Annotated in this window: 15 protein-coding genes and 1 pseudogene; 8 read left to right on the top strand and 8 right to left on the bottom strand. The window is 74.0% G+C overall.

Annotated elements, in window-relative coordinates; all coding sequences use genetic code 11:
• The first annotated feature begins 21 nt into the window (after positions 1-21).
• The gene (locus ACVV2G_RS12645) at positions 22-1,104 is read left to right on the top strand and encodes a lytic polysaccharide monooxygenase (protein ID WP_453842763.1); all 1,083 of its coding nucleotides are present in this window, start codon (positions 22-24) and stop codon (positions 1,102-1,104) included.
• A 136-nt stretch (positions 1,105-1,240) separates the two neighbouring features.
• Positions 1,241-1,630, top strand: coding sequence for a luciferase domain-containing protein (locus ACVV2G_RS12640; RefSeq protein WP_453842762.1), 390 nt, complete (start codon positions 1,241-1,243; stop codon positions 1,628-1,630).
• 53 nt (positions 1,631-1,683) lie between these two features.
• On the opposite strand, the gene ACVV2G_RS12635 is transcribed toward ACVV2G_RS12640, so the two are convergent.
• Together ACVV2G_RS12635 and ACVV2G_RS12630 are read right to left on the bottom strand one after the other, a co-directional pair.
• Positions 1,684-3,276, bottom strand: a complete 1,593-nt coding sequence (locus ACVV2G_RS12635; RefSeq protein WP_453842761.1) for an MFS transporter — start codon at positions 3,274-3,276, stop codon at positions 1,684-1,686.
• Positions 3,277-3,404: 128 nt separating this feature from the next.
• Positions 3,405-3,878, bottom strand: coding sequence for a MarR family winged helix-turn-helix transcriptional regulator (locus ACVV2G_RS12630; RefSeq protein ID WP_453842760.1), 474 nt, complete (start codon positions 3,876-3,878; stop codon positions 3,405-3,407).
• A gap of 90 nt (positions 3,879-3,968) precedes the next feature.
• Here ACVV2G_RS12630 and ACVV2G_RS12625 point away from each other — a divergent pair.
• A pseudogene (locus ACVV2G_RS12625) lies at positions 3,969-4,331 on the top strand (DUF779 domain-containing protein); the annotation flags it as partial.
• 170 nt (positions 4,332-4,501) lie between these two features.
• Here the strand turns inward: ACVV2G_RS12625 and ACVV2G_RS12620 are convergent.
• The 6 genes from ACVV2G_RS12620 to ACVV2G_RS12595 all read right to left on the bottom strand — a co-directional run bounded on the left by ACVV2G_RS12620 (position 4,502) and on the right by ACVV2G_RS12595 (position 10,123).
• Entirely contained in the window at positions 4,502-4,696 is a 195-nt protein-coding gene (locus ACVV2G_RS12620; protein WP_453842759.1) for a hypothetical protein, read from the bottom strand.
• A gap of 114 nt (positions 4,697-4,810) precedes the next feature.
• A complete protein-coding gene (locus tag ACVV2G_RS12615) occupies positions 4,811-5,674 on the bottom strand; it encodes a phosphatidylinositol-specific phospholipase C/glycerophosphodiester phosphodiesterase family protein (protein ID WP_453842758.1) in 864 nt (287 codons plus the stop codon).
• A 179-nt stretch (positions 5,675-5,853) separates the two neighbouring features.
• Entirely contained in the window at positions 5,854-6,942 is a 1,089-nt protein-coding gene (locus ACVV2G_RS12610; protein WP_453842757.1) for an acyl-CoA dehydrogenase family protein, read from the bottom strand.
• A complete protein-coding gene (locus ACVV2G_RS12605) occupies positions 6,939-8,120 on the bottom strand; it encodes an acyl-CoA dehydrogenase family protein (RefSeq protein WP_453842756.1) in 1,182 nt (393 codons plus the stop codon). The genes ACVV2G_RS12610 and ACVV2G_RS12605 overlap by 4 nt, the downstream gene beginning before the upstream one ends.
• Entirely contained in the window at positions 8,117-9,088 is a 972-nt protein-coding gene (locus tag ACVV2G_RS12600; protein ID WP_453842755.1) for an NADPH:quinone oxidoreductase family protein, read from the bottom strand. Before ACVV2G_RS12600 ends, ACVV2G_RS12605 begins: the two co-directional genes overlap by 4 nt.
• Positions 9,089-9,547: 459 nt before the next feature.
• On the bottom strand, positions 9,548-10,123 hold the full coding sequence (locus tag ACVV2G_RS12595; RefSeq protein WP_453842754.1) for a helix-turn-helix domain-containing protein: 576 nt from the start codon (positions 10,121-10,123) through the stop codon (positions 9,548-9,550).
• A gap of 77 nt (positions 10,124-10,200) precedes the next feature.
• Here ACVV2G_RS12595 and ACVV2G_RS12590 point away from each other — a divergent pair, with 77 nt between their 5' ends.
• From ACVV2G_RS12590 to ACVV2G_RS12570, 5 genes are all read left to right on the top strand, one after another.
• Positions 10,201-11,175: an NAD(P)/FAD-dependent oxidoreductase gene (locus tag ACVV2G_RS12590; RefSeq protein WP_453842753.1), complete on the top strand. Its 975-nt coding sequence runs from the start codon at positions 10,201-10,203 to the stop codon at positions 11,173-11,175.
• A gap of 206 nt (positions 11,176-11,381) precedes the next feature.
• Positions 11,382-12,920, top strand: a complete 1,539-nt coding sequence (locus tag ACVV2G_RS12585; protein ID WP_453842752.1) for an ATP-dependent DNA ligase — start codon at positions 11,382-11,384, stop codon at positions 12,918-12,920.
• Positions 12,917-13,375, top strand: coding sequence for an NUDIX hydrolase (locus ACVV2G_RS12580; RefSeq protein WP_453842751.1), 459 nt, complete (start codon positions 12,917-12,919; stop codon positions 13,373-13,375). Before ACVV2G_RS12585 ends, ACVV2G_RS12580 begins: the two co-directional genes overlap by 4 nt.
• 117 nt (positions 13,376-13,492) lie before the next feature.
• Complete coding sequence (locus ACVV2G_RS12575) at positions 13,493-14,878, top strand: NADP-dependent succinic semialdehyde dehydrogenase (RefSeq protein WP_453842750.1); 1,386 nt, start codon at positions 13,493-13,495, stop codon at positions 14,876-14,878.
• A 25-nt stretch (positions 14,879-14,903) separates the two neighbouring features.
• Positions 14,904-15,140, top strand: coding sequence for a DUF6213 family protein (locus ACVV2G_RS12570; protein ID WP_453842749.1), 237 nt, complete (start codon positions 14,904-14,906; stop codon positions 15,138-15,140).
• Positions 15,141-15,258: the final 118 nt, after the last annotated feature.

Here is a 15,258-nt window from a genome sequence, read left to right as displayed (position 1 = left end):
CACCCGGAAACAGGAGACCCCATGGCTCGACGCAGCAGATACCTCTCCCTCGCGGCGATAATGGCCACCTTGCTCAGTGCGCTCGGCGTGACCTTCCTGCTCGGACAGGGACGGGCCGAGGCGCACGGCGTGGCGATGATGCCCGGCTCACGGACCTACCTCTGCCAGTTGGACGCCAAGACCGGCACCGGCGCCCTCGACCCGACGAACCCGGCCTGCCGGAGCGCCCTCGACCGGAGCGGTGCGACGGCCCTGTACAACTGGTTCGCCGTCCTCGACTCCAACGCGGGCGGGCGCGGCGCCGGTTATGTGCCGGACGGCACGCTGTGCAGCGCCGGCGACCGGTCCCCGTACGACTTCTCCGGCTACAACGCGGCCCGCGCCGACTGGCCCCGGACGCATCTGACGTCCGGCTCCACGATCCAGGTGAACTACAGCAACTGGGCGGCCCACCCGGGTGACTTCCGGGTCTACCTGACCAAGCCCGGCTGGTCGCCCACGTCCGAGCTGGGCTGGGACGACCTGGACCTGATCCAGACGGTGACCGACCCGCCCCAGCGGGGCTCGGCGGGCACCGACGGGGGCCACTACCACTGGGACCTGGCGCTGCCCTCCGGGCGGTCGGGGGACGCGCTGATCTTCATGCAGTGGGTGCGTTCGGACAGCCAGGAGAACTTCTTCTCCTGCTCCGACGTCGTCTTCGACGGCGGCAACGGCGAGGTGACCGGCATCCGCGGTTCGGGCGGCACGCCGACCCCGACGACGCCTCCGACGACGCCCCCGCCCACCCACACCGGTTCCTGCATGGCCGTCTACCACGTGGAGAACTCCTGGAGCGGCGGCTTCCAGGGCTCCGTGGAGGTGATGAACCACAGCACGGAGCCGCTGAACGGCTGGGCCGTACAGTGGCGGCCCGGCGACGGGACCAGGCTCGGCGGTGTGTGGAACGGGTCTCTGACCAGCGGCACCGACGGCACGGTCAAGGTCCGCAACGTGGACCACAACCGCGTCGTCCCGCCGGACGGCAGCGTCACCTTCGGGTTCACGGCCACGTCCACGGGCAACGACTTCCCCGTGGGGACGATCGGCTGCGTGGCGCCGTAGCACCTCCCGGGGGGAGGTGCCGCGGCCGGTGGCGCGGCACCTCCCCCCGGTCTTCCGCGCGCCGGGCAACCTCACGTGCCGGTTACAAATCACTCAACCACTGGTTGCCGGGCGGTGATCGAGCGACGATGGGGTCATGACTCTGGCCCAGCGCGCCCTTGAGCGGCTGCACGCCTGGCCCGACCTCACCGCGGGTCCGGCCAGTTGCGGAACCGGACGGGCGCTGCGCTCCGTCCGCGACGAGATAGTCCACTTCCACTCCGACCGGGACGTCGACCTCCACCTCACCCACCGGGCCATCCAGCGTTTCCAGTACGACCTCGGCGGCTCCAGTGCCATCCGCCTGGTCCCCGGCTCCCGGTGGGTGACCGTGCACCTGGACTGCGACACCGACGTCGACCTGCTGCTGAGCCTGGTGAGCATCGCGCTGAAAGCCCATCAGGCCAGGTCTCCCGCGGACCTGCCCTCGGACTGCAACTTCCACCGGGTCACGGTGCTCCCCCGCTCCGCGGCCGGGGATTTCTGAGACACGCCGTCGGCGGCACCCCTCACCACGGAGGGGCACCGCCCTTCACGGCCTCAGTGGTCCGCCGGCTGCTGCGCGGTGCGCCGGATGCCGGCCGCGGCGAGCACGGCGCCGAGCACACAGAGAACGCCGGTGACGATCACGGCCGCGTGCACGCCGTTCATGAACGCCTGCCCGCTGCCCTCCACCACGGCGGCCCGCAGGCCGGCCGGCATGTCACCGGAGACGGGCGCCACGCCCATCGCCACGGCGTCCTTCGCCTCCCGCATGCCGTGGGCCACGGCCGGGGGCACGCCCGCGCCGGTCAGCTCGCCGGTGAGGGTGGCACCGACCTTGCCGCTGATCAGGGAGACCAGCACGGACGTTCCCAGTGCGCCGCCGATCTGCAGGGTCGTGGCCTGCAGTCCGCCTGCCACACCGGCGTCCCGGACGGGGGCGTTGCCGACGATGGCGTCCGAGGAGGCGGACATCACCATGCCGACGCCGAGGCCGAGCGCGATGAACGGCGGCCACATCGTGGCGTAGGAGGAGTCGGTCTGCCAGGTGAGCATGCCGAAGCAGGCGGCAGCCTGGAGCAGCATGCCCAGCGGCATGGTCAGCCGGGACCCGAATCGCTGGGTCAGGGCCGCGCCCAGGGGTGAGGCGACCAGCGAGGCGAGACTGAGCGGGAGCGTCCGCACCCCCGCCTCGACCGGCGTGAAACCGCGCACGTTCTGCAGGTAGAGCATGACGAAGAAGATCACGCCGAGCATGACGAAGAAGTTCAGCGCGGTGATGATCGCGCCGATGGTCAGCGCCCGGCTGCGGAACAGGCGCATCGGCAGCAGCGGGTGCTCGACGCGGGTCTCGTACCAGCCGAAGACGAGCAGCAGCACGAGGCCGGCGGCGACGGAGCCCAGGGTTCCGGCCGATGTCCAGCCCCAGGTCTCGCCCTTGACCACGCCGAAGACCACGGCGAGCAGGCCGAGGGCCAGCAGGGCGAGGCCGGGGATGTCGAAGCGTTCCCGGCCGGCGGCGTTGCGGCTCTCGGGGAGGACGAGGGCTCCGAAGACGATGGCGGCGACGCCGATGGGGGCGTTGACGTAGAAGACGGACTCCCAGTCGACGTGCTCCACGAGGAGGCCGCCGACGATGGGCCCGAGTGCCGTCGCGACGGCGGAGACCATGGCCCAGATGCCCACGGCCATGCCGAACCTCCTGGGCGGGAACACGGAGCGGAGCAGCCCGAGGGTGTTGGGCATCAGCAGTCCGCCGAAGGCGCCCTGGAGGGCACGGAAGGCGACCACGCCCTCGATCGACCCGGACAGGCCGATGGCGACCGAGGCGAGGGTGAAGCCGGCGACGCCCACGAGGTAGTAGGTGCGCCGGCCGAACCGGTCGCCGAGCTTGCCGCCGAGGATGAGCGTGGCGGCGAGCGCGAGCAGGTAGGAGTTGGTCACCCACTGCAGCTCGGCGGTCGACGCGTGCAGGTCGCTGCCGATCTCGGGGTTGGCGATGGCGACGACGGAGCCGTCGAGCTGGACCATGAACAGTCCGAACGCGACCGCGAGGAGGGTCAGCCAGGGATTGCCCCGCGGCCGGCCGGCCGCGGGCGGGGCGGACGCTGCCGCGGGTGGGGTGGGGTGATCCACGGACGTGGACGGCATGGGTGTGCCTTCTCTTCCGGATTCAGGGGCGGAGCGGTGGGGACGCGGCGGCGCGCGGGAACACGGCGGGCCGGGCGCGGGCACGGCGGTGTGCCCGCGCCCGGCGGAAAGGGCCTGGTCGCGCCCGGTCAGCGGGCGGCGGGGTGGAGGTGCCTCGTCAACGCGTCGAGGGCGTCCAGGGCGGACCCGAGCGCGCCCTGCTCGCCCTCGGTGAGGGAGGCCAGGGCGTGGCGGAGGAACGCGGTCTCCAGCTCCCGCACCTCGGACAGCCGCTCCCGGGCGGTGGCCGTGAGGTGGAGGTGGGCGACCCGCTTGTCGGCGTCGTCCTGCCTGCGCTCCAGATCGCCCCGCCCGGTGAGCTGGGAGACCAGGGCGCTGACGTTGTTCGGCTTCATCAGCAGGGCCTCGGCGGCCTCGCGCACCGTGGCGCCCTCGCGCTGGGCGACGAACCGCAGCAGCGTGAGCTGGCCCTCCGAGGGCTTGGGATGCGGGTACTGGGCGGCGACCCGTCGGTCCAGCGCCCGGTGCAGCGCGGGGAGGCGTGCCGCGAGCCCGGAGGCCACACGGTCGATGTCCCGGCGGGGGGTGCTGGAGTCGGTCACCCGAGAACGGTAACTATGAAGAGATAGGTATGTCAAAGGAGGTATGGGGTGCAACCCTCCCGCAACCTTCCCCGTGCTGGCATGCACGGCATGCGCGACCCACACGAGGAGACCCCCCGCGTCGTACTCACCCCGGAAGCGGCAGCACTGCTGCGGCGGCTCCGCGAGGCGCACGGCCCGCTGATGTTCCACCAGTCCGGTGGCTGCTGCGACGGCAGCTCCCCCATGTGTTTTCCGGCCGGCGAGTTCCGCACCGGCGCCGCGGACGTGCTGCTGGCGGAGCTGGTGGTCGAGGGTGTCGGGGAACCGGTGGCGTTCTGGATGTCGCGCGGCCAGTACGCGGCGTGGTGCCACACCCGGCTGATCGTGGACGTCGTCGCGGGCCGGGGCGGCGGCTTCTCCCTGGAGGCCCCCGAGGGAGTGCGCTTCCTCATCCGTTCCCGCCTGGTCGACACCCGGCCGCCCCTGGACCTCCGCGGTCCGGCGCGCCCGCCCCGGGCGTCGGCACCAGGTGACGGGGCGTCAGGAGCGGACCGGTGACACGTCCTCGCCGGCGGTCACCGGCGGGCGGACCGGGGCCGGGGCCGCCCCGCCGGGGCGCCGCGGCGCCCGGCCCGCGCGCGTCACGGCCTGAGGCCGCTGACGATGTCCGCCGTCGCGGTCAGACCGCTGCTGATGGTCGGGGCGATGCTGGTGCCGGCCAGGCAGAAGCCGAGCAGCAGGCAGACCAGTGCGTGCGAGACCTTCAGCCCGCCGTTCCGCAGGAAGATCACCGCCAGGACGGACAGCAACAGCACCACAGAGATGGAAACGGCCATCGTCAACCTCCTCCGCCACGTCCGCTTCGCGGCGTTCGGCCGCAAGTGTGGCGTAGCGGAGGGTTCGTCCGGGCGGCTGACCTGTCCTCCGAACGAGTGGTGTCCCGCGGCGCCCTACGCGTCCCGGTGGGCGTCGAGGAAGGCCTCCAGGCCGGCGAGGTCGTCGGTGTTGAGATGGTCGGCACCGGCGGAGAGCAGTTCGGCCCACACCGCGTCCCGGGCGGGGCCGGCCAGGTCGGGTGTGCCCCAGAACCGCACCCGCTGCCCGCGGGCGTGCGCCGCGCCGACGATGTCCCGCAGCTTGCGCCGCTCGGCCACCGGGAAGGCGCCCACACCCCGCCAGGTGAAGTGGAGCGCCCAGTTGTCGCTGATCAGCGGCACGAAGGAGGCCGGTGCGGAGGTGCCGAGGTCGGTGAGGCGGCCGTCGTAGAAGGCTCGCCGGGTGCTCTGCGCCTCCATGGGCACGCGGGCCGCCCGGTCGCCGGAGATCACGACGGTGACCGGGCCGGGGAGCACCCGTCCGTGGGCGAAGGAGGTGAACAGGTGCTTGTAGCGGCGCAGCCGCCGGTCCAGTTCCCGGTACGTCGACGCTCCCTCGGTCTTGATGTCGACCAGGAGCTGCAGGGAGCCGCGGTCCCGTCGGTACACCCGGCCGTGGTGGGCGCGAACCCGGGCGGCGAGCGGGTCGAGGTAGAGGGACTCCAGGGTGCGGCCGGGGTCGAGGTCCTCCGGATCGTGTGCGACGAGGAGCTGACCGCCGGCCAGGTGGATGTCGGCCTCGACGCTCCCGAAGCGGTGGTCGAGGGCGTCGAGCAGGGGGCGGGCGTGCTCGTAGTCGTTGTGGGCGTGGGCCCGCCACAACGGGCGCGGCCCGTATCCGCCTTCACCGGCCAGAGCGGTGCCGGCGGGCAGGACGGCCGCGCCCGTGAGGGCGGCGCCGAGGGTGGTGAGGGCTCTGCGTCGGGTGGTGAGGGCCATGCTCTGCCTCCCTGGAGGTGCCGTACGGGACGCTGTGAGTATGGGGTCCCGACGCCCCCGGACAGCAGGCCCCGGCGGGGAGTTGGCCGGACCGCCGCCGGTCGTTCACCTCGGCGAGGCGGCGGGCACGGAAACGCCCGCCCCCGGCGGGACGGGCGTTCCCGGCCGGGCGGGCGACGTCAGGGGGCTCGCAGGCCGACCAGTTCGGCCAGCGCCTCCCGGTGGGCGCCCGCCGTGCCGTAGGCGATCGAGTCGGCCTTGGCCCGCTTCAGGTAGAGGTGGACCGGGTGCTCCCACGTCATGCCGATGCCGCCGTGCAGTTGCAGCGCCTCCTCGGCGACGCGGACGGCGACCTGGCCGGCGTACGCCTGCGCCACGGCCACGGCCACGTCGGTGTCCTGACCGGTCGCCAGCGCGTCGGCGGCGCTGCGGGCCGCGGCGCGCAGGCCCGCGACCTCCAGCCACAGCCGGGCCAGCCGGTGCTTGAGGGCCTGGAAGCCGCCGACCTGGCGGTTGAACTGCCTGCGTTCCTTGAGGTACCGGACCGTCTCGGTCAGCAGCCAGTCGGCGAGGCCGAGTTGCTCGGAGGCGAGGAGCCCGGCACCGGTCCGCAGGGCGCGCCGCACCGCGGGTCCGGCGTCGCCGAGGCGGTGGCCGGAGACGCCGTCGAGGCTCACGCGCGCGACCGGCCGGGTCAGGTCCAGGGACACCTGCGGGGTGACGGCCGCGTCGGCGGTGCGGACCGCGTGCAGTCCGCCGTCGTCCGCGGGCACCAGCAGCACGTCGGCGGCGGCCGCGTCGGCGATGCCGGTCAACTCCCCGCGCAGTAGGCCGTCTTCGAGTCGCACCCGCGGCAGGTCGCGCCCCGGCGCGGCGTGCAGCCCGACGGCGAGTACGGCCACCGTCCTCGCGGACGCCACCTCGGTGAGCAGGTCGTCCGCCCCGCAGGCGAGCAACGCCTCGGTGGCGACCACGGCGCTCGTCAGGTACGGCACCGGAGTGATCGCCCGCCCCAGCTCCTCCAGCACCACCGCGGCCTCCCGGGGGCCTGCGCCCTGCCCGCCGAGTTCCTCGGGGATCAGGAGCCCCGCGAGGCCCATCGACGCGCCGAGCGCCTTCCACAGCGACAGGTCGTGGGGCGCGGCCGACTCGGTGCGGGCGATGACGCCCGCCGGGTCGCAGTGATCGGTGAGCAGGTCCCGGACGGCGGCGCGCAGCGCCTCCTCCTCCTCCGAGTAGAGCAGACCGGGTTCCGACTGTGCGCTCATCGGGCGAGGTCCTTCCATGCGACGTCCTTGTCGGTGCGCGGCTCGGCGGGCAGGCCCAGGACGCGCTCGGCGACGATGTTCAGCAGGACCTCGCTGGTCCCGCCCTCAATGCTGTTGCCCTTGGAACGCAGGTAGCGGTACCCGGCGTCGCGGCCGGTGAAGTCCACCTGCTCGGGGCGGCGCATGGTCCAGTCGTCGTACAGCAGGCCCTCCTCGCCGAGCAGTTCGACCTCCAGTCCGCTGATCTCCTGGTTGAGGCGGGCGAAGTTCAGCTTCATCCCGGCGCCCTCGGGGCCCGGCTGGCCGGCCACCAGCTGCTGGCGCAGGCGTACGCCGGTGAGGCGGGCGACCTCGGCCTCGACCCACAGGCCGAGCAGCCGCTGGTGCAGGTCGTGGGTGCGCAGTTCGGGGCGTTCGCGCCAGGTCGCGGCGATCTTGCCGATCATGCCGCCCTCGCGGGGGACCGGGGTGCCGCCGATGGCGACGCGCTCGTTGTTCAGCGTGGTCTGCGCGACCCGCCAGCCGTCGCCGATCCCGCCCAGGCGGCGGGAGTCGGGGATGCGGACGCCGGTGAGGAAGACCTCGTTGAACTCGGCCTCGCCGGTGACCTGGCGCAGCGGCCGGACCTCCACGCCGGGGTCGGTCATGTCGCACAGGAAGTACGTGATGCCCCGGTGCTTGGGCACGTCCGGGTCGGTGCGGGCGATGAGGATGGCCCAGCGGGCGAGGTGCGCGCTGGACGTCCACACCTTCTGCCCGTCGACGACCCAGTCCTCGCCCTCACGCACGGCCCGGGTGCCGAGCGCGGCCAGGTCGGAGCCGGCACCCGGCTCGCTGAACAGCTGGCACCACACCTCCTCGCCGGTCCACAGCGGGCGCAGGAGACGGCGCTTCTGCTCCTCCGTGCCGTACTGGAGGATGGTCGGGGCGGCCATGCCGAGGCCGATGCCGATGCGCCGGGGGTCGTTGTCGGGGGCGCCCGCGGCCGTCAGTCCGGCGTCCACGACGGCCTGGAGGGAGCGGGGGGCGGCGAGTCCGCCGAGGCCTTCCGGGTAGTGCACCCAGGCGAGGCCGGCGTCGAAGCGGGCCCGGAGGAAGTCCAGGCGGGCGGTGGTCGCCGGCGGGTGCGCGGCCAGCAACTCCTGTGTACGACGGCGCAGTTCCGCTGCGTCGGTCATGCTGCGGCTCCCTTCCGAGGGACGACGGCCACGCGGCCGGTCGTCGTGCCGTCGGCGACGCGCTGCACGGCCTCCGCGGCCCCGTCGAGCGCCACCCGCTCGCTGACCAGCGGTTTGACCGCGCCTCGTGCGGCCAGCCCGGTCAGCTGCTCGTGGCAGTGCTGGACCAGCTCGGGGTTCTTGGTGTTGTACAGGCCCCAGTGCAGGCCGAGGATCGCGTAGTTCTTCACCAGGGCGTGGTTCAGCGCGGGGCTGGGGATCGTGCCGCTCGCGAAGCCGACGACGACGATCCGGCCCTCGAAGGCGACGGTCTTGGCGGACTGGGCGTAGGCCTGGCCGCCCACCGGGTCGTAGACCACGTCGGCGCCCCGGCCGCCGGTGGCCTCCTTCACGGCCGCGACGACGTCCTGGCTGCGCCGGTCGACGACCACGTCGCAGCCCAGCTCGCGGGCGACGGCCGCCTTCTCGGGGCCGCCGACGACACCGACGACGGTGGCGCCGGCGGCCTTGCCGAGCTGCACGGCCGCGCTGCCGACCCCTCCGGCGGCAGCGTGGACGAGCAGCGTCTCACCGGCCTCCAGCCGGGCCCGGCGGTGCAGGCCGAACCAGCCGGTCTGGTAGCCGATGTGCAGGGCGGCGGCCTCGGCGTCGTCCAGGGCGTCCGGCGCGGGCAGCAGGGCGCGGGCGTCGGCGACGGCGTACTCGGCGAAGCCGCCGTGCGGGAGCGCCGGAGTGGCGATGACGCGGCGCCCGTCCTCGGTCTCGCCGCAGATCTCCACGCCCGGCGTGAACGGCAGCGGCGGCCTGACCTGGTACTGGCCCCGGCACAGCAGGGCGTCCGGGAAGTTGATGTTCGCGGCGCGGACCCTCAGCAGGACCTGGCCGTCGCCGGGTGTCGGGGGCGCCACGTCCGCGAGACGCATCACCTCGCGCGGCTCGCCGTTCTCGCGCACCTGCCATGCCTGCATGCGGGGCCTCCACCGACTGCGTCGTCCGTCCGGGGTCCACCGCATACTAAGCGGTCGCTTGCAGATCAGGGAACAGGGCGCGGGCAGTCGCGCCGCACGGCCGACCGGGCCGCCGGGACACCGGGGCCACCGGCACCGCAGCGGGCCCGGACCGCCGGGAGCGGGGCCCGGACCGCCCGGGACGGGCACCCGGGACGCCAGGACTGGACCTCGGGACGGTCAGGCCCGGGGCCACCTGGCCGCCCGGCCACCGAGACTCAGGCCAGGACCACCTCGCCTCAGGACAGACCCCGGCCCGCCGCGCCTCCGGGTACTCGGCGGCGGCGTTGATGACCGGGCAGCCACGGAAGCCCGGCCCGCAGATCTCCGCCCCGATGCCCGCCATCATCGTGAGCAGCAGGGCCTCGGGGTCGGTACTCGTCCGGAACGCCTCCGTCGCCAAGGCAGACCCCGGGACCGTCAGGCCCGGGCCGGCCGTGCCCGTACGTGCATCCGCTCCCCCTGCGGGCCGAACAGGCTGAGGAACTCGACCGGCCCCTCCCCCGTCGACCCGAACCAGTGCGGCACCCGGGTGTCGAACTCGGCGGCCTCCCCCGCCGACAGCACCACGTCGTGGTCGCCGAGCACGAGGCGCAGCCGGCCGGAGAGGACGTAGAGCCACTCGTACCCCTCGTGGGTCCGCGGGTCCGGCTCCTCCTTCCGGCGGGGCTCCAGCACCTTGAACGCCTGCAGTCCCCCCGGCTGACGGGTGAGGGGCCAGTGAGTGCGGCCGTGGTGCTCGATCGGCTTGGCGCGCACCCGGGGATCGCCGACCGGCGGCGCGCCGACCAACTCGTCCAGCGGCACCTGGTGGGCCTGGGCGATCGGCAGCAGCAGCTCCAGGCTCGGCCTGCGCAGCCCCGACTCCAGCCGCGACAGGGTGCTCACCGAGATGCCGGTCGTCTCGGAGAGCGCCGCCAGGGTCACCTCCCGCTCCTTGCGCACCTGGCGCAGCCTCGGTCCGACACCGGCGAGAACGTCGTCTGCAGTCGTCATGCACTTATTGCAGAACCGGCAAACACATTTGTCAATCCCGGCGGCTTCGAGGGACCTTTTCCGTGGAGGTGGTCACCATGACCCTGAACACCCAGAGCAAGGACCTGCCCGGGAGCAAGGACCTGCCCGGGAGGTACGACGTGGTCGTCGTCGGCGGTGGCGCGGCCGGACTCTCCGCCGCGCTCGTCCTCGGCCGCTCGCGGCTGCGCACCCTGGTCGTCGACGCCGGAGAACCGCGCAACGCGCCCTCGGACCACATGCAGGGGTACCTGACCCGGGACGGCATGTCGCCCGCCGGGTTCCTCGCGCTCGGCCGGGAGGAGATCGCGCGGTACGGCGTGGAACTCGTCCGCGACCGGGCCGTGGACGTGGCCCGGGGCGAGGACTTCGCCGTGGAGCTGGCCGGCGGGCGGACCGTCCGCGCCCGTCGGCTGATCGTCACCACCGGGCTCCGGGACGAGCTGCCGGCGGTGCCCGGCGTCGCCGCGAGGTTCGGCCGGGACGTGCTGCACTGCCCGTTCTGCCACGGCTGGGAGGTGCGCGGCGAGCGCTTCGGCGTCCTCGCCGCCGGCCCGCTCGGCGTGCACCAGGCGCTGATGGTCTCCGGCTGGTCGGACGACGTGACCCTCTTCCTGCACACGGTCGCCGAGGAGGAGCTGTCCGACGACGACCTGCGCCGGCTCGCCGCGGCCCGGGTCAAGGTGGTGCCCGGTGAGGTGGCCGGACTGCGGGTCGAGGACGACCGGCTCACCGGGGTCCGGCTGGCGGACGGCACCGTGCACGACCGCTCGGTGGTGTTCGTCGCCCCGAAGGCCGTACCGCAGACCGGTCTGATGGAGCGGCTGGGCGCGGAGCTGCAGGAGACCCCGTTCGGCTCCTACCCCGTGGTGGACCCGACGGGCCGGACCACCGCGCCCGGCGTGTGGACCGCCGGCAACGCGATGGGCTTCGGCGAGCAGGTCGTGCACGCGGCGAGCGGCGGCTACCGCGCGGCGGCGGCCGTCGTCGGCGACCTGATCATGTCGGACCTGGACGCGGCCGTCGCCGGTTAGGCCCCCGCCCCCGGGCCCCGCCGTCGGTTCCCGCCCCGGGCTCCGTCGTCCGTCCTGGCCCCGCACGGCGGCGGCGAACGCGGGTGCCCCTCCCGGGGGAGCGCGGGTGGTGCCGGGCGGCCGGCGCCAGGGCCCCGGTGAGGCCTCCGCACGGGAACCGGCGGCCACCGGGTGTGGCCCGGCCCCCTCCGGTGCACCATGACTGCATGCTCCTTGCCCGGTTGGCCCAGGTGTCCCGGGAGGTCGCCGCCACCTCGGCGCGGTCCCGGAAGACCGTCCTGCTCGCGGAACTGTTCCGGGAGGCGGAGGCGGCGGACGTGCCGGTCGTGATCCCGTACCTGGCGGGCCGGCTCCCCCAGGGCCGGATCGGCGTCGGCTGGAAGGTGCTGGGCCACCCGGTCGCACCGGCCGCCGAGCCGACCCTGACCGTGCGCGAGGTGGACGCCCGGCTCACCCGGCTCGCGGCGGTGTCCGGCACCGGCTCGCAGGCGGAGCGGACGCGCCTGGTCGGTGAGCTGATGGGCGCGGCCACCGACGACGAGCAGCGCTTCCTGACCGGGCTGCTCACCGGTGAGGTCCGGCAGGGCGCGCTGGACGCGGCCGCCGTCGAGGGCCTGGCCGCGGCGACCGGCGCACCGGCGGCGGACGTACGGCGGGCGGTGATGCTCGCGGGCTCCCTGGAGACGGTGGCCGAGACCCTGCTGACCGACGGCCCCGGCGCCCTGGAGGGATTCCGGCTCACCGTCGGCCGCCCGGTCCTGCCGATGCTCGCCCACAGCGCCTCCTCCGTCGCCGAGGCGGTCGGCAGACTGGGCGCCTCGGCCGTCGAGGAGAAGCTGGACGGCATCCGGGTCCAGGTGCACCGCGACGGCGAGACCGTACGGCTCTACACCCGCACCCTGGACGACATCACCGCCCGGCTCCCCGAGGTCACCGCGGCGGCCCTCGCGCTGCCCGGGGAGCGGTTCGTCCTGGACGGCGAGGTGATCTCCTTCGACGGGACCGGACGCCCCCGCTCCTTCCAGGAGACCGCGGGACGGGTCGGCTCCCGCACGGACGTGGCCACGGCCGCGCGGGCGGTGCCCGTCTCCGTCGTGTTCTTCGACGCGCTGTCCGTCGACGGCCGCGACCTGCTCGACCTGCCGCTGACCGAGCGGCACGCGGAGCTGGCCCGGCTGGTCCCCGAGCCGACGCGGGTGCGGCGCGCGCTGGTGCCGGGGCCCGAGCAGACGCGGGCGGCGGAGGAGTTCCTCGCCGAGACGCTGCGGCGCGGCCACGAGGGTGTCGTGGTCAAGGGGCTCGACGCCGCCTACAGCGCGGGCCGGCGCGGCGCGTCCTGGCTGAAGGTCAAGCCCGTCCACACCCTCGACCTGGTCGTTCTGGCCGCCGAGTGGGGCCACGGCCGCCGCACCGGCAGGCTCTCCAACCTCCACCTGGGCGCCCGCACCGCGGACGGCTCCTTCGCCATGCTCGGCAAGACCTTCAAGGGCATGACCGACGCCCTGCTGGCCTGGCAGACCGAACGCCTCGGGGACCTGGCCGTCGAGGAGCACGGCTGGGGGGTGACCGTACGCCCCGAACTCGTCGTCGAGATCGCCTACGACGGTCTCCAGCGGTCCACCCGCTACCCGGCCGGCGTCACCCTCCGCTTCGCCCGCGTGATCCGTTACCGCGAGGACAAACGCCCCGAGGAGGCGGACACGGTGGAGGCCCTGCTCGCCGCGCACCCCGGGGCGGCCCCGTGAGGCGCAGCGCGGGCCTGCTCCTGCACCGTCCCGCCGGCCAGGGCCGCCAGGTGCTGCTCGGCCACATGGGCGGCCCGTTCCACGCCCGCCGGGAGGCCGGCGCGTGGACCGTGCCCAAAGGGGAGTACGACCCCGGGGAACCGGCCTGGGAGGCGGCCCGGCGCGAGTTCGAGGAGGAGCTGGGGCTGCCGCCGCCCGGGGGCGAGGCCGTACCGCTCGGGGAGGTCCGGCAGGCGGGCGGGAAGGTCGTCACGGTGTGGGCCGTCGAGGCCGACCTCGACCCGGCGACGGTCGTTCCCGGGACCTTCCGCATGGAGTGGCCGCCGAGGTCGGGCCGGATCGAGGAGTTCCCCGAGCTGGACCGGGTGGCCTGGTTCCCGCTGGACCGGGCGCGCGAGGTGATCGTGGGGGCGCAGGCCGCGTTTCTCGACCGGCTGGCTGAGCACTCGCACTGACGGAAGCGACGAGGAGCGACGAGAGGCTCGGGACGGTTCCGACGAGGCCCGTCCGCGTTGCGGCGCCCCACGCCGCGCGCCAAGGTCGAAGCACGATCCGCACCAGGGAGGTCGGCCATGCCCATCGCGACGGTGAACCCGGCGAACGGCGAGACGCTCAGGACGTACGAGGCCATGGGCGAGGAGGAGGTCGAGCGCCGGCTCCAGCTCGCGGAGGCCACCTTCCGCACGTACCGGACGACGGCGTTCGACGAGCGGGCCCGGCTCATGCACCGCGCCGCCGGCCTCCTGGAGGCGGACCAGGAGGAGATCGGCAGGGTCATCACCACGGAGATGGGCAAGCCGGTCAGGCAGGCCCGCGCGGAGGCGGCCAAGTGCGCCAAGGCGATGCGCTGGTACGCCGACCACGCGGCGGAGCTGCTCGCCGACGAGGAGCCCGCCGCGTCCGACGTGAAGGATTCCGGCGCCTCCCGTGCCCTGGTCCGCCACCGGCCGCTCGGCCCGGTGCTCGCGGTGATGCCGTGGAACTTCCCGCTCTGGCAGGTGATCCGGTTCGCGGCGCCCGCACTGATGGCGGGCAACGTCGGCCTGCTCAAGCACGCCTCGAACGTGCCGCAGACCGCGCTGTACCTGGAGGACCTGTTCCACCGGGCGGGCTTCCCCGAGGGCTGCTTCCAGACCCTGCTCATCGGCTCGGCGGCGGTCGACGACGTCCTGCGCGACGAGCGGGTGCGGGCCGCCACCCTCACCGGCAGCGAGCCCGCCGGCCGCGCGGTGGCCTCCACCGCCGGGGAAATGATCAAGAAGACGGTGCTGGAGCTGGGCGGCAGCGATCCGTTCGTCGTCATGCCGTCCGCCGACGTCGACCGGGCCGCCGAGGTCGCGGTGACCGCGCGCACGCAGAACGCCGGACAGTCCTGCATCGCTGCCAAGCGGTTCATCGTGCACACGGACGTGTACGACGCCTTCGTCGAACGCTTCACCGCGGGCATGAGGGCGCTGAGGGTCGGCGACCCCATGGACGAGGAGACCGAGGTCGGCCCGCTCTCCAGCGAGCAGGGGGTGAACGATTTGGTGGAGCTGGTCGACGACGCGGTACGCGGCGGCGCGAGCGTCCTGTGCGGAGGCGAACGCCCGGACGGCCCCGGCTGGTACTACCCGCCGACCGTGCTGGCCGGCGTCACCCGCGCCATGCGCATCCACCGCGAGGAGGCGTTCGGCCCGGTCGCCACGCTGTACCGCGCGGCCGACCTGGACGAGGCCGTGCTGATCGCCAACGACACGGACTTCGGGCTCAGTTCCAACGTGTGGACACGCGACGACGGCGACGTGGACCGCTTCGTGCGGGATCTGGAGGCGGGCGGCGTGTACGTCAACGGGATGACGGCGTCCCATCCGGCGTTCCCGTTCGGCGGGGTCAAGCGGTCGGGCTACGGGCGTGAGCTGTCCGGGCAGGGAATCCGGGAGTTCTGCAACATCACCACCGTATGGCACGGAGCGTGAGCCTTCCGCGACTACGATCCCTCGTGTGAACCGCGAAGTGACCCTGCCTCTGATCGTCGACGACCGCGGTACCCTACAGGTCGCCGCGGCCGACGTGAGCAAGCTGCTGCGCACGGTGGGCGGGAGATGGCTGCGGCTGGTGGAGGCCGGTGAGGGGAGTCTGGACGAGGACACGGTCGCGGCCCTCACCATCGAACTCGCCAAACTGGCCGACCGGATCGACGTGGCCTGCATCGCCCACAGCAGCGGCCAGTCCACCTGACACCGCCCGTCCGGCACCGGCCCGCGAGGCGCCGTGCGCCGGGCTGCACTCCGGGCGGCCCGAGGGTGGGCGGGCGGGCGGCGAGCCGTTCCACGTGTCCGCGGGCGAGCCGGACGTC

The sequence above is a fragment of the Streptomyces sp. JK94 genome (assembly GCF_053613315.1).
Note: the sequence above shows the minus strand (reverse complement) of the source record. Positions and strands in the feature narration are given on the sequence as shown.

Excerpts from the sequence above, each read along its gene's own strand:
- ACVV2G_RS12645 (WP_453842763.1), top strand. The coding sequence starts at position 22 with ATGGCTCGACGCAGCAGATACCTCTCCCTCGCGGCGATAATGGCCACC.
- ACVV2G_RS12640 (WP_453842762.1), top strand. The coding sequence starts at position 1,241 with ATGACTCTGGCCCAGCGCGCCCTTGAGCGGCTGCACGCCTGGCCCGAC.
- ACVV2G_RS12635 (WP_453842761.1), bottom strand. The coding sequence starts at position 3,276 with ATGCCGTCCACGTCCGTGGATCACCCCACCCCACCCGCGGCAGCGTCC.
- ACVV2G_RS12620 (WP_453842759.1), bottom strand. The coding sequence starts at position 4,696 with ATGGCCGTTTCCATCTCTGTGGTGCTGTTGCTGTCCGTCCTGGCGGTG.
- ACVV2G_RS12615 (WP_453842758.1), bottom strand. The coding sequence starts at position 5,674 with ATGGCCCTCACCACCCGACGCAGAGCCCTCACCACCCTCGGCGCCGCC.
- ACVV2G_RS12610 (WP_453842757.1), bottom strand. The coding sequence starts at position 6,942 with ATGAGCGCACAGTCGGAACCCGGTCTGCTCTACTCGGAGGAGGAGGAG.
- ACVV2G_RS12605 (WP_453842756.1), bottom strand. The coding sequence starts at position 8,120 with ATGACCGACGCAGCGGAACTGCGCCGTCGTACACAGGAGTTGCTGGCC.
- ACVV2G_RS12600 (WP_453842755.1), bottom strand. The coding sequence starts at position 9,088 with ATGCAGGCATGGCAGGTGCGCGAGAACGGCGAGCCGCGCGAGGTGATG.
- ACVV2G_RS12595 (WP_453842754.1), bottom strand. The coding sequence starts at position 10,123 with ATGACGACTGCAGACGACGTTCTCGCCGGTGTCGGACCGAGGCTGCGC.
- ACVV2G_RS12590 (WP_453842753.1), top strand. The coding sequence starts at position 10,201 with ATGACCCTGAACACCCAGAGCAAGGACCTGCCCGGGAGCAAGGACCTG.
- ACVV2G_RS12585 (WP_453842752.1), top strand. The coding sequence starts at position 11,382 with ATGCTCCTTGCCCGGTTGGCCCAGGTGTCCCGGGAGGTCGCCGCCACC.
- ACVV2G_RS12575 (WP_453842750.1), top strand. The coding sequence starts at position 13,493 with ATGCCCATCGCGACGGTGAACCCGGCGAACGGCGAGACGCTCAGGACG.